This window comes from Reyranella sp. (assembly GCF_017305915.1).
In the GTDB taxonomy this organism is placed as follows: domain Bacteria; phylum Pseudomonadota; class Alphaproteobacteria; order Reyranellales; family Reyranellaceae; genus Reyranella.
In genome coordinates, this window is record NZ_JAFKJN010000045.1 from 1 (window position 1) to 13,243 (window position 13,243).

General features: G+C 67.2%; 9 protein-coding genes and 1 pseudogene. 5 read left to right on the forward strand and 5 right to left on the reverse strand.

Translation table 11 applies throughout. The annotated features are described in order from the left end of the window. Positions 1–241: 241 nt before the first annotated feature. Together J0J01_RS31400 and J0J01_RS31405 are read right to left on the reverse strand one after the other, a co-directional pair. Positions 242–898, reverse strand: coding sequence for a hypothetical protein (locus tag J0J01_RS31400; RefSeq protein ID WP_296387578.1), 657 nt, complete (start codon positions 896–898; stop codon positions 242–244). Positions 899–1,002: 104 nt separating this feature from the next. Next, positions 1,003–1,326 carry a hypothetical protein gene (locus J0J01_RS31405; protein ID WP_296387579.1) on the reverse strand — a complete coding sequence of 108 codons (324 nt, stop codon included), beginning with the start codon at positions 1,324–1,326 and terminating at the stop codon, positions 1,003–1,005. Between the two features lie 501 nt (positions 1,327–1,827). On the opposite strand from J0J01_RS31405, the pseudogene J0J01_RS31410 reads away from it, so the two are divergent. The 3 genes and pseudogenes from J0J01_RS31410 to J0J01_RS31420 all read left to right on the forward strand — a co-directional run bounded on the left by J0J01_RS31410 (position 1,828) and on the right by J0J01_RS31420 (position 5,940). Continuing rightward, a pseudogene (locus J0J01_RS31410) lies at positions 1,828–2,768 on the forward strand (5'-nucleotidase). Between the two features lie 76 nt (positions 2,769–2,844). Further along, the gene (sbmA, locus tag J0J01_RS31415) at positions 2,845–4,092 is read left to right on the forward strand and encodes a peptide antibiotic transporter SbmA (RefSeq protein ID WP_296387580.1); all 1,248 of its coding nucleotides are present in this window, start codon (positions 2,845–2,847) and stop codon (positions 4,090–4,092) included. Positions 4,093–4,245: 153 nt separating this feature from the next. Next, positions 4,246–5,940: a SulP family inorganic anion transporter gene (locus tag J0J01_RS31420; RefSeq protein WP_296387581.1), complete on the forward strand. Its 1,695-nt coding sequence runs from the start codon at positions 4,246–4,248 to the stop codon at positions 5,938–5,940. Positions 5,941–5,953: 13 nt separating this feature from the next. On the opposite strand, the gene J0J01_RS31425 is transcribed toward J0J01_RS31420, so the two are convergent. Further along, on the reverse strand, positions 5,954–7,039 hold the full coding sequence (locus tag J0J01_RS31425) for a hypothetical protein (protein WP_296387582.1): 1,086 nt from the start codon (positions 7,037–7,039) through the stop codon (positions 5,954–5,956). Between the two features lie 107 nt (positions 7,040–7,146). Beyond that, positions 7,147–8,277: an LLM class flavin-dependent oxidoreductase gene (locus J0J01_RS31430; RefSeq protein WP_296387583.1), complete on the reverse strand. Its 1,131-nt coding sequence runs from the start codon at positions 8,275–8,277 to the stop codon at positions 7,147–7,149. A 184-nt stretch (positions 8,278–8,461) separates the two neighbouring features. On the opposite strand from J0J01_RS31430, the gene J0J01_RS31435 reads away from it, so the two are divergent. After that, positions 8,462–11,575 carry an adenylate/guanylate cyclase domain-containing protein gene (locus J0J01_RS31435; RefSeq protein ID WP_296387584.1) on the forward strand — a complete coding sequence of 1,038 codons (3,114 nt, stop codon included), beginning with the start codon at positions 8,462–8,464 and terminating at the stop codon, positions 11,573–11,575. A gap of 29 nt (positions 11,576–11,604) precedes the next feature. Beyond that, a complete protein-coding gene (locus tag J0J01_RS31440; RefSeq protein WP_296387585.1) occupies positions 11,605–12,261 on the forward strand; it encodes a redoxin domain-containing protein in 657 nt (218 codons plus the stop codon). A 13-nt stretch (positions 12,262–12,274) separates the two neighbouring features. Here the strand turns inward: J0J01_RS31440 and J0J01_RS31445 are convergent, their stop codons facing one another. Continuing rightward, on the reverse strand, positions 12,275–13,243 hold the full coding sequence (locus J0J01_RS31445; protein ID WP_296387586.1) for a nitronate monooxygenase: 969 nt from the start codon (positions 13,241–13,243) through the stop codon (positions 12,275–12,277).

Genomic DNA, 13,243 nt, shown 5'->3' on the forward strand with positions numbered 1-13,243 from the left:
GTGCATCTCGGCCAGAAACACCTCGCGGCGGGTCCGTTTGCGCTTCCCGCCGTACTCTGCGTCCGAAAAACTCAGCTGCTTCATCACCGCCTCCACCAGATCACTCTAGCAGAGCCGCTCGATCGACAGCTTGTTCAGAGAATCCTTAGAACTTACAGTAATTGAAGATTCTCTCAGAGAAAACGGAACCTTTACTTGTCATCTTTACCTCGCGTACGATCGTATCCTGCTGTCGATAGGCTTAGGGCCGCGGCTCGGGTGCATGTTCCTCCCCATCCGGCGGCAGGTCCAATTCGTCGCTAACCTCACGAACGGTGCTCTCGATTCGCGCCACAAGGTCAGCGCCCATATCCGCGTAGCCACCAGCTTCACTCAGCCGATAGAGTTCCGGCTCGCGCAACGAAAGGACGGCCAAGTCGTCTGGAGCGTTGTCCGTTTCCTCGTAGAGCGGCCTGAACAACGAGATGGCGCCGTAGGTCATCTCAGGGAGCAACCGCGGCTGCACTGTATTCCAAATATGGACCGCAACACCGCTATCGTCCGACTGGATACCAAAGTCCGGCGCGAAGGCGACCTTGAACAGGCGGCTGGGACTTTCATAGGTCACGGACCCATAGTCCAAAATCGATCCGGCATAGCCAGTTCGCCAAATCTCCAACCGTTCGAGACCGACGCGAACGGAATTTCGCTCAGGCGCACGGGCAATCTCGTCGATCGACGCCGCAATCGCGGTCATCGATTCGCCTCGAACAAGATAGCGTTGCGCCCTCAAACGCAGACTACGATGATAGTCATACGCGCCGCCACTAGATAGCAATCGCTGACGGATTGCCGTTCTTTGCGGACGGTCATTCAAGCAAACCAGTTTAAGAAACGCAGAGGTGCCAAAGCTCAGCATCACGGTCTCCAACAAAGAGCGATAACATTGGATGATTGCCGGCGACACGGCGTGCCGGCCACTTCGAGAAATTGGCCGGCGGCACGATGCCTAGTGGCAAAGCGCTATGCTGCTTCCTTCAAGCCGTTCCAGCTGAGCGAAGGCGCGAGAGCAACGATGACTGCGCAATCCTTGGATCCGATTGAACCAGGCCACGGCACATAACCAACGGCCTTGGCCGCCGCGAGCGCAAGATCACGAATCTGCTCCACCGCCAGCGTATCGGAAGTGGCCCAATACTCTGCCGCCGGAAGATGGAACCATCTGCCGTTGTCACTCTTAATCTTCCGCGAGAAGCCTCGCTTCTCCATTTCCGCATGTAATTGCGTATAGTCGTCGCCAGCTTGGTGTGAGCCATAGAGTTCCACCCGCGTGAGAAACATAGTCACGGGACTAACCTTTCAGGAGTTGGCCGGCTCGGCTGCCAAGTGGGCCCGGCACAATTAGAGGGGAAGCGCACGATATGCGACGCGAGCCGCTACCACTCGGCTCCAATCCACACCTAGGAAATCTAGTGCGAGGATCAAGGCTTCTCATGGGAACCTTCAGTGCCAGTGACCGTTTGTCAAAACTTCTGAGATTAATTAATGGAGGTTTCAAAGAGGGATAGCGGGTAATCTTGAGATTTGGCATTAACGAGAATTATTTTCGCCGCCGATGTAAGTAGGGCAGCATTGCTGACCTACTGCGCGACGACCCGAGCTTCGAGTTCAGCGAGCACGCCCGCCCGACGGCGACGCGATCTCGGCGTCGACGACCTTGCCGTCTGGCGAGGACGTGCAGCTGTTTGCGATCAGCAACGGCCGGCATGGCCGCCGTTGCCGGGTGTTGCTGGCCACCGAGTTCCCTACCGCGCCTTAGCCGGGCGGTGACATGCTACGATTGGACCCATGAATGAGAAACGCGAGCTTCTAAGAGCCACCCCTCTCCGCATCGGCATTTCGACCCGAGCGCTGTTCAATTTGGAAGAAGAGCATTCGGTCTTCGTGAGCAAAGGCCTGCGGGCATACGCCGAACTGCAGCTTGCCAGAGAAAATGCGCTCATAGGAAAGGGAACGGGCTTTGAGGTGGTCGAGCGGCTGCTGAGACTGAATGACCCAAAAGAGAAGCCCTACGTCGAAGTAGTTCTGCTGTCTCAGAACTCGCCAGATCTGTCTCTACGCGCCTTTAACTCCATCGAACATTACGGGTTGGCAATCAAGACTGGCAGCTTCACTAGTGGCCGCTCGCTAGGCCCATTCATCCAGCTTGGGGTGTAGACCTATTCCTTTCCAACGAGCGCGTTGACGTGCTTGCAGCGATAACGGCTGGAGCCGCGGCGGCGAAACTCGGGGTAGTGCCACCTGAGCGCGAGGAGATGGGCCCTGACGAGGTCCGAATAGCCTTCGATGGTGATGCCGTCGTCTTTAGCAAGGAGTCCGACGAGATTTACAAAAAAGATGGGCTCGCGGCGTTTATACAACACGAACGGGACAATGCCACCAAGCCAATGGCAGGCGGGCCGTTCGGCAACTTCTTGAAGAAGCTCTCGCTCCTGCGTCATATCTACATGAACGATCAGGGCATCAGCAGGGTTCGCGTCGCCATAGTCACTGCTCGAAATGCACCAGCTCATGCCCGGATGATCCTCACCCTGAGAGCTTGGGGAACACCGGCCGACGAAGCGCACTTCGTGGGATTGTGCGAGAAGGCTCCCATTCTCAAAGGGTTCGGAGCGCATATCTTCTTTGATGACCAAGAAAAGCACTTCTTGGGCGCTTCGACGGTTGTCCCGGCAGGTCACGTCCCTAGACCACACTCGCCCGACGACCCAGTAATCCCGGCCGGTTAACACCTCTGCTCTACGAGAAGCGCACGGCCTGAAAACCTGCATGGCCTGGTTGCGATAGCGCCGCTATTGATGCCCCATGTTCTCCTCCTTCTTCCCGAACCCCCGCCTCTTCTTCCCCGCCGCCCTGATCTGGACCGCGCTCAGCATGGCCCTGTGGTACGGCGTGGCCCGCGACCTCGGGCCGGCGCTCAGCCTGGGCGGGCTGGTCGGCTTTCCCTACCCGGCGGCTGACGCCAACGCGGCGGCGGTCGACGTCGAGACCGCGCGCAACATCTGGCTGTTCCAGTACATGCTGGTCGTCGAGGCGGCGTTCTGCCTGCTGGTCGGCTGGCTGCTGCCGCACCGCTGGTGGCGGTGGTCGGTCGTGGTGTCGGCGGTGATCGTCTTCCTGATGTGGTTCTCGGTGCAGCTCGACGTGATGATCAACGCCTGGTTCGGCACCTTCTACAACATGGTGCAGCAGGCGCTGGGCAAGCCGGGCGCGGTCACCCAAGGCGCCTTCTTCGGGCAGATCTGGACGTTCGGCGGCATCGCCATGGTCTACATCATGACCGCCGTGCTCACGTCGTTCATCACCAGCCACTACGTGTTCCGCTGGCGCACGGCGATGAACGGCTTCTACACCGACCACTGGCAGCGCCTGCGCCACATCGAGGGCGCCTCGCAGCGCATCCAGGAGGACACCCAGCGCTTCGCCGAGACCGTCGAGGGGCTGGGCGCCAGCCTGGTCCAGGCGCTGATGACGCTGATCGCCTTCCTGCCGATCCTGTGGGGCCTGTCGTCCTACGTGACGGAGCTGCCGCTGGTCGGGCCGCTGCCGCAGGCGCTGGTGTTCGTCGCCGTCATCTGGGCCGCCTTCGGCACCGCCCTGCTGGCCGGCGCCGGCGTCCGGCTGCCGGGGCTCGCCTTCCGCAACCAGCGCGTCGAGGCGGCCTACCGCAAGGAGCTGGTGCTAGGCGAGGACCAGCCCCAGCGCGCCCAGCCGCCGACCCTGCGCGAGCTGTTCGCCGACGTGCGGGCCAACTATTTCCGGCTGTACCTGAACTACCTCTACTTCAACGTCGTGCGCTACGGCTACCTGCAGGCGAGCGTGCTGGTGCCCTACATCGCGCTGGCGCCGTCGATCGTGGCCGGCGGGCTGACGCTCGGCGTCATGCAGCAGGTCATCCGCGCCTTCGGCCGGGTCGAGGATTCGTTCCAGTACCTGGTCAAGTCGTGGACGACCATCATCTCGCTGATCTCGATCTACAAGCGCCTGCGCGCCTTCGAGGCGACGCTCGACGACCGGCCGCTGGACGCGATCGAGGCCGAGGCTCGGGCCTAGTCTTCCTTTCTGTCGTCCTGAGCGAAGCGAAGGACCTCATGGCGATTGCAACCGGTGTGCTCGTTGGAATGGCATGAGGTCCTTCGCTGCGCTCAAGACGACAGAGAGTGAGTGGCGCGCTCCCGGCCATGAGGGCATCATCGTCCTGAAACAATGACCGCCGCCTCTTTCCTGCGCAACGTCGTGGCTGGGCTGACGCTCGCCGCGATCACGCTGCCCGAGCAGATGGCGACCGCCAAGCTGGGCGGCTTCGCGCCCGAGATCGGCCTCTATGCCTTCATCGGCGCCACCGTGGGCTTCGCCCTGCTCGGCGCCAGCCGGATCCTGACGGTCGGCGCCGATTCGACCATCACGCCGATCTTCGCCGGCGGCCTCGCCGCGGTTGCCTCCTCGGGCGCCGCCTCCGGCGCCGGCCTGCCGGGCGCGGCGGTCACCCTCGCTTTGATGGTCGGCGCGCTGCTGCTCGCCGCCGGCCTGTTGCGCTCCGGCTGGATCGCCGACCTGATCTCGACGCCGATCCTCACCGGCTTCCTGGCCGGCATCGCCGTCCACATCGTGGTCTCGCAGCTCCCCGACGCGATGGGCCTGGCGCCGCCGCCCGGCAGCCTGCCGGTGCGGCTGGCGGCGCTGGCCGAGGCCGCGCCGCAGGCCAAGCCGTGGCCGGTCGCGATCGCGCTCGGCGTGCTGGCGCTGACCCTGCTCGGCGAGCGGCTGAACCCGCGCCTGCCCGGCGCTCTGGTCGCCATCGTGCTGGCGACCGTGGCGGTGCGGGCGTTCGGCCTGGAAGCCCCGGATGTCAAGGGAGGCGGCGTCGAGGTGCTGGGCGCGCTGCCCGGCGGCGGGCCGCATCCCGTGCTGCCGGCGATGGACGGCGAGGCGCTGCGCGCGCTGTTCCCGCTGGCGCTGCTGATCGCGCTGGTCGTGATGATCCAGACCGCGACGGTCAGCCGGTCCTTTGCGGAGCAGGGCGGCGGCCCCAATGGCGGCGACGTCGACCGCGACTTCGTCGGGCTGGGCGCCGCCAACATCGGCGCCGCGCTGCTCGGCAGCTTCCCGGTCAATGCCAGCCCGCCGCGCACCGCGATCGTGCACGAGGCCGGCGGCACCTCGCAGGCCGCCGCCCTGCTCGCCGCGCTGGCGGTCGGCGTGCTGGCGATGGCGGGCGGCGGGCTGCTCGCCGACGTGCCGCGCGCCGCCCTGGCCGGGCTGCTGCTGTTCGTGGCGCTGCGCATCGTGCGCTTCGGCACCATCGTCACGGTGGCGCGCCAGGCGCCGGGCGAGTTCACGCTGATCGTCGCGACCGCGGCGGCGGTGATCGTGCTGCCGGTGCCGACCGGCGTGGCGATCGGCGTCGGCCTGTCGCTGCTGCACGGGGTGTGGATCGCCACCCGCACCCAGGTGATCGAGCTGCGCCAGGTGCCCGGCACGACGATCTGGTGGCCGGTCGGCAGCCGGAGCCCCAAGGGAGAGGGAGGCGAGGGCGAGACCGGCGAGGAGCAGCCCGGGCTCCTGGTGGCGAGCTTCGCCGCGCCGCTGCTGTTCTCCAACGCCGACGTCTTCCGCCGCGGCATGGCAGCGGCGATCGCCCGGCGGCCGGTCGACCATGTGGTGCTGGAGGCGCTGGGCATCGCCGAGGTCGACTACACCGCGGCCGCGGCCCTGCGTGCCGTCATCGAGGACTGCCGCGCCCGCGGCATCGGCTTTGCGATCGCCCGGCTGGAGTCCGAGCGCGCCCGCCGGTCGCTCGAGCGCTTCGGCGTGCTCGCGGTGCTGGGGCGCGACCGGCTGTTCCTCAGCGTCGCGCAGGCGGTGGCGGCTACGGCCCCACCGCCCGATCGAAGGAGTTGAGCGCCTTCGGGCGCTACCGGATGTCGACGCTGATGCGGCCGAACGTGGTGACGGTGTTTTTCGCCGGTGGAAGAGGTCCGAAGGTCTGCCTCACAAAGGACGGTGGTACCGGTCCTCCTTGCCGCGAACCCGCCGATGCGGTGACGACCGCCTGGATGCGCGTCTCGATTTCCTGGGCAGTCGCCAGCGGCAACGCGCCGAGTATTGACCTGAGATTGTAGGCCTTGTTGAAGAACTCAGGGTTTTCACCGTTATTCTTCAGCGGCGGTATGAAGAGGGCGCCCAGCTGATTGTAGATTTCCGTTTTCTGCTGCGCCGTAGGTTCCGGCCTGAACCGGAACAGCCAGTACAGCGCCTGGAGCTCCGCGTCCGTCACCGGCACGCCGCCGTTGATCCAGCCGCCCAGGCTCGCCTGTACGGACTGGGTAGTGGCGGTACCGATGTCGGGGACGGAATACGGCCGGGCAAGGTTGAGCGATTTCCGCACCAGCACCAGGATGTTCTGGACTTCGCACTGGGACTGGACATCGGTCAGCGCCGTTATCGCAGTGGCGAAGCTGTAGGTTGCGAGCCGCGCGTCCGACAGGGCCTCCCGCCGTGCCGCGTCGACTGCCTTGAGCGTGAGATCCTGGACGGCCTGGATATTGTCTTCCGAGAACAGGAAATTGCGCGCGTAGAGGTTGATGAACGACACCCCGCCCGCGGCCGCCAGGCCGGTCCAGGCGATCGCACTGGCATTGGCCCCGCCCGTGGCTGCGCCGACGGCCCCCAGGATGCCCGTGGTCAGGGTGCCGGCGACGGCGAGGAAGTCCTTGCCGAACAGCAGCCACTGCTGGTCCTTGCCGCCGGTGCGGAAGAAGTCCGCGCAGAGCTGGTATTCGAGCTCCACGCCGACTTTGACCATATCGGCGGCCTTCGTGATATTGAGGTGGTCATCTCGCGAATCCTTGAACGCTCTGCCGAAGACGTAGACCGTGCCGTCGGTGCCGCCGGCCACACCTCTCGACAGACCGTTGGGATTGACCAGGTAACTCGGCCCCATCAGCGAGCAGCCCGACAGGCCGAGCGCCAGCGCGCACGCACGCAAAATCGGATTCATTCTCCCCCCTTGTGCCCTTATCGGGACGTCTGGCCCCCCGGCCAGCCTAAAGGGTACAACTCAATGTTGTATCTCTCAACCGGTGTTTTTCCCGCAGCCACCGCAACCTACGTCCGCAGGCCGGCCTGGCGCAGCAGCGGCATCACCGCCGTCTCGAAGTACTTGAGCTCCTCGTTGTAGTCGAGGAAGCCGAACACCACGCCGTCGACGCCGGCCGCCGACATCTGCGCGAGCTGCTCGGTCACCTGCTCGGGCGTGCCGAGCACCGGATTGGTGCCCCAGCCCGCGACGACGCGCTCGCGGTACTTCTCGATCCGCTCGTTGAACGACTGGCTCTCGATGCCGAGCACCCGCATCAGGTTGTCGGCCGCCACCCGGTCGCCGTGCTCGAGGATGCTGCGATAGGCGGCGCGCGCCTCGGCCTCGGTCTCGCGGCACACCACCAGCGCCGAGGTGCAGATGCCGATGTCGCGGCCGTGCTCGCTGCGCGCCTTGTCGCGCATGCGCTTGGCCACGGCGCGGACGGAGTCGAGGCTGTCGTTGCCGACGAAGGAGAAGTCGACCTCGCGGGCGGAGAACTCGGTGGCGGCCGGCGAATGGCCGGCATTGATCAGCACCGGATGCGGCTTCTGGATCGGCTTGGGATGGGCCTGGGCCTGCCTCACATGGAAGTCCGCGGAGTCGAAGTCGAACGGCGCCTCCTCGGTCCACAGGCGCTTGACGATGGCGAGCCATTCGGCGCCGTAGCGGTAACGGTCGTCGTGTGGGCGCTGGGTGCCGTCGAACATCTGCATCTCGGGCGTGAACCAGCCCATCACCAGGTTGAGCGCGAAGCGGCCGTTGGAGATGTGGTCGATGGTCGTCGCCTGCTTGGCGGCGACGATCGGATGGATGGTCGGCACGTGGCTGGTCGCCGCGACCATGATGTTCTTCGTCGCCTGGGCGAGGCCCGCCGCCCAGGTGTAGGTCTCGAACGAGCAGCCGTTGAAGTCGGTGGTGCCGCCGAAGCCGCGCCAGCGCGCCACCGGCAGCAGGAGCTCGAAGCCCATGGCGTCGGCGCGCCGGGCGATCTCGAGCTGGTGCTCCCAGGTGATCTTGTGGGTGGTCGGCGCATGGCTGATGTTGACGCCATTGCTGCAGTTGATGCTGAAGACCCCGAGCTTCAGCTTCTGGTCGTTGTACAGCGGCACATTGGCGCGCCGCCATTCGTCCCGGGCGATCTCCTCGGCCTTGGTCATGATGGCACCATTCTGCACGCCTTCATTTGGCTGTCGACGATGGACAAACGCGACGATTTCGAGACCTCCGATGTGCGTCCACCGCACTGGGGCAGGAACTCGGAGCCGGCCGAGCGTAGTCGGTCGCGGCTGCATCGGGTAAGGTGCAGCCCGTTGCGGCTTCGGCCGGTTGATGAGCCTGTCGATGACTTGTGCCGGATGCGGTTTCGAGATCCAGGCGGACTTCGCCTTCTGCCCGCGCTGCGGCGCGGCGCAACGGCCGGCGGCTGCGCCAAAGGAGAGGCCGGACGACGCCGACCGTCGCCCGGTCACCGTGCTGTTCGCCGACCTCTGCGGCTTTACCGCGCTGTCCGAGCGTCTCGATCCCGAGGAGGTGCGCGCCTTCCAAGGCGTCCTGTTCGATTCGCTCGGCCAGTCCGTCAGCCGCCACGGCGGCTTCGTCGCCAAGTACCTGGGGGACGCCGTGCTCGCCCTGTTCGGCGCGCCGGTCGCTCATGAGGACGATCCCGAACGGGCGCTCGACGCCGCCCTCGACATGCTGGCGCGGGCCAAAGCGCTGAGCGCCGAATGGGCGGCACGGCTCGGCCAACAGGTCACCCTGCATATCGCCGTGCATACCGGCCCGGTCGTCGCCGGCAGCCTGGGCGATGGCGCGGGCGCGACCTACGACGTGACCGGCGACACGGTGAACACCGCTTCGCGCCTGCTCGGCGCGGCGGCACCCGGCACCATCCTCGTCGCCGCCTCGACGCAGGCTCTTGTCGGCCATCGCTTCGCCTTCGAGCCGGCCGGCAGCGTGGCGCTGCGCGGCAAGGCCGAGCCTTTGGCGGTGCATCGCCTGGTGGGCGCGCTCGCCGAGCCGCGGTCCGCCCGCGGACTGGCAGCATTCGGCCTCGCCGCACCGATGGTCGGGCGCGACGACGAGCTTCAGCGCCTGCTGGCCGCGTTCGCCCATATGCAGGAGAGCCGCGCGCAGCTCGTCGACCTGGCGGGCGACGCGGGAAGCGGCAAGTCGCGGCTGATCGCGGAGTTCCTGCGCCGGCTGGACGAGAGCGGCCGGCTCGCCGGCACCGCGGTACGCCGCGCCACCTGCTCGTCGCTCGGCGAGCCGATCTACGGCGTGTTCGCCGCGCTGTTCCGGGAAGGTTACGGCGTCGAAGCAGGCGATACGCTCGCCGTGGCCCGCGAGAAGCTGGCGCGCGGGCTGAGCGCGCTCGGCGCCGACCCGGCGATTGCGCAGGCGGTCGCGCCGATGCTGAGCTACCTGCTGGGCGTCGAGGAGGCGCGGCCGGTCGACCTCGATCCCGAGCAGCTCAAGCGCCAGATCGTGCTGGCCGCCCGCCTGCTGGTCGAGCGCCGGCTCGCCCAGGGGCCGCTGCTGGTCATCGTCGACGATTTTCATTGGGCGGACGCGGCCTCGGTCGACCTGCTGCGCGACCTCGCCGTCCATCTCGCCGACAGTCGCCTGATGATCCTGCTGGCGCGCCGGCCGGATGGCCGAGCGGCGATGATCGCCGGCGGCGAGCCGATCGCGATCCGCCTCGCCGTGCTGTCGCCGGAGCAAACGAAGCGGTTCGTCGACCGCCTGTTCGGCGAACCGCAGCAGCCGGCCTTCACGCGCCTGCGCGACCTCATCCTCACGCGCGCCGGCGGCAACCCGCTATTCGTCGAGGAAATCGTACGCAGCCTGGTGAGCGGCGGCTCCCTGGTGCGCGAGGGCGAGCAGTGGACCGTGAACACAACCGTCGAGACGGTCAGCCTGCCGCCCACCCTGCACGGCCTGCTGCTGTCCCGGGTCGACGAGCTTCCGGCCGACACGCGGCGCGTGCTGCAGGCCGCCGCCGTGCTCGGGGTGAGTTTCGACGAGGCGCTGCTGCAAGCCGTCGCGGGCGACGTGCGGGTCGCCTTGCAGCGCCTGGTCGAGGCCGACCTGGTGCGCCACGCAGGAGCTGGCCACGATGGCCGGCATTATCGCTTCAGCCACGCGCTCCTGCACGAGGTGGTCTACGACAACCAGTTGATGGCGCGGCGCAGCGCGCTGCACGAATGCGCCGCCCGCGCGCTCGAACAGGCAGTCGGCCCGTCGCCGGCAAGGATCAGCGACCTCGAAGCGCTTGGCCACCACTGGAGCTTCACGTCGGACAAGGCGCGGGGTGCCCACTACCTGACCGCTGCCGGCGACCGCGCCCGCGCCGTCTACGCCAACGACGACGCGATCCGCCACTACCAGCGCGCGCTCGTCACGCTGGCGAGCTGTCTCGCGTGCGAGGACCAGGTGCGCCTGGTGCGCGAGCGACTCGCCGACCTGCTGGCACTGACCGGGCAGCGCGGCGATGCGCTGGCGCACCACGAGGCGGTACGCGCCGAGCTCGCGGCGGCGGGCGACAGCGCAGGCGCGGCGCGCCTGCATCGCAAGATCGGCGCGCTCCATTGGGACGCAGGCGACCGCGAGCGCGCCCGGACCTGCTTCGACGCCGGCCTCGCGTGTCTGGGCGGGGACGGCGATCCGGTCGAACGCGCGCAGCTCCATCAGGAGCTCGGGCGGCTCGCCTTTCGCGCCGGCGACAACGCGAATGCGATCGCCTGGGCGGAGCGGGCGCTCGCCGAATTGGCGCGGGCGGACGGGCCGCCCGACAGCGCCCGCGCGCGTGAGACCGCGGCCACCAAGGTGCAGGCCTACAACACACTGGGCGTGGCACTGGCGCGCATGGGCCAGCTCGCGCAGGCGGTGGAGCGGATCGAGCAGAGCATCGCGCTGGCCCAGCACCACGACCTGCTGCAGGCGACATGCCGCGGCTACACAAACCTTAGCGTACTGCAGAGCTCGCTCGATCCGCCGCGCAGCATCGAGACCTGCCAGCGCGGGCTGGCCGTCGCCCGCCAGGTCGGCGACCTCGCGTTCCAATCGCGGCTGCAGGCCAACCTCGCCGTTGCCTATTGCGCCCTGACCGACCGCTGCGAAGCCGAAGGTATCGTCGCGGCAGAGACCGCCGTCGATCTCGACCGCCGGCTCGGCTTGATCGACCATCTCGCCGTACCGCTGATCGTGCTCGGCCAGATCCGCCAATGTCATGGCGACCGGGCGCCCGCACTCGCTGCGTATCGGGAGGCGCTGGCCCTCGCCGAGCAGGTTGGCGAACCACAGCTTCTATTTCCCTGCTACGACGGACTTGCTACGCTTTATCTCGATGCCGGGGATGAGGCGAAGGCGGAGCTCTACCTGGCGAAGGCCCAGGAAGTCTGCGAACGGGCCGGCGTAGAGCCCGACGCGCTCCTGGTCCTGCCGTTTTTCTACTGAACCCGAGAATGTAGGAACGGAGGCTTCATATGAATGCTACCCACGAAACGCTCTCGCCCGTGTCCGCCGGCATGCCGGCGCCCGAATTCGCACTTCCTGCCATCGACGGCAGCGGCACGATCGCGCTGCAGGACTTTCGCGGCAGGAGTCCGCTGTTCCTGGCCTTGTTCATCGGTCTGTGGTGCCCGTTCTGCCGCCGCTCGATTGCCGAGATGGCGGGCACCGAGCCGGCTCTGAAGGAGCAGGGCGTCGAGACGCTGTGCATCGTGGCAACGCCGCCGGAGAACGCGAGGCTCTACTTCAAGTACCGTCCGACGCGCCTGCGGCTTGCCGCAGATCCCGAGCTGACGACACATCGCGCCTATGGCCTGCCCAAGCCCGAGCCGACACCGGAACTGATGACCGCGCTCCAGACCACGCGCATCAATCCGGACGGCATCCTGCCCGAGCCGCTGCCGGTGACCGAGGCAGCCGAGGCCATCTCCAGGCTCGATGGCTATGCCGCCAACCCGACGGACCAGGCCGACATGCAACGGCAGTGGCCGCAGCTCAAGGGCCAGTTCCTGATCGACCGCGACGGCGTTGTGCGCTGGGCAAATGTCGAAGCCAGCGACGGACTGGCCGGCCTGGGCAAGTTCCCGTCACGCGACGAGATCCTGACCGCGGCGCGCGCCCTCCCGAACTAGCGCAGATCCTGGATCAGCCGCGGACCATTGCCGCACCGCCGCGCAGCACGGATGCGGCCTCGTCGACGATGCGCTCGATGACGTCGCGCGCCGAGGGGATATCGCGCACCAGGTCGACGCCCTCGCCGGCCCACACCACGCGCTGGGCGAAGTCGTTATTGGCCGTGGCGAGGAAGGCGGTTTCAGCGGTCTTCCGCTCCGCCGCCAGCACCTCTTCCTTGCCGTGCCATTGGGCGAAGAAGTCGTTGCGCAGCGCCCGGCCGGGATAGATCGCGGGCCACGCCGCTCCGCGGACGATGTCGAATACGCGGGTCTGCGCGGTCTGGTCGCCGCCCGACGCGACGGCCTTCTCCTTCATCGCCTGGTCCCACAGCGATTCAGCGGTCGCGGTGAAGCGCGTGCCCATCGACACGCCCGCGGCGCCCAGCGACAGCGCCGCCGCGAGCCCGCGCCCGTCGGCGATGCCGCCCGCCGCGACCACCGGGATCGGGCCGACGGCATCGACCACCGCCGGCACCAGCCCGATCGTGCCGCGCGTCATGCCGGAATGGCCGCCGGCATCGCGGCCCTGGGCGATGATCACGTCGGCGCCGGCGTCCGCCGCCTGCTTCGCCTGCTCGAGCGTCTGGACCTGGCAAATGATCTTCGATCCCACCGCCTTGATGCGCTGCGTGTAGGGCGACGGATCGCCGAACGACAGCATGATGGCTGCGGGCCTGGCATCGAGCGCCACGTCGAGCGCCTGCGGGTTCTTGTCGAGCGCCCACAGGATGAAGCCGACGCCGACGCGGGCATTGCCGGCCTCGGCGAGTTCCTTGCGGATCGCCGCCTCGCTGGCATAGCCCGAGCCCAGCATGCCCAGCCCGCCGGCATGGGTCACCGCGGCGGCGAGCTTGCCGCCGGCCGCCGAGCCCATCGGCGCCAGCAGGATCGGATGCTGGATCCCAAGCAGCCGGGTCAGCGCGGTTTCGATCGTCGCCAT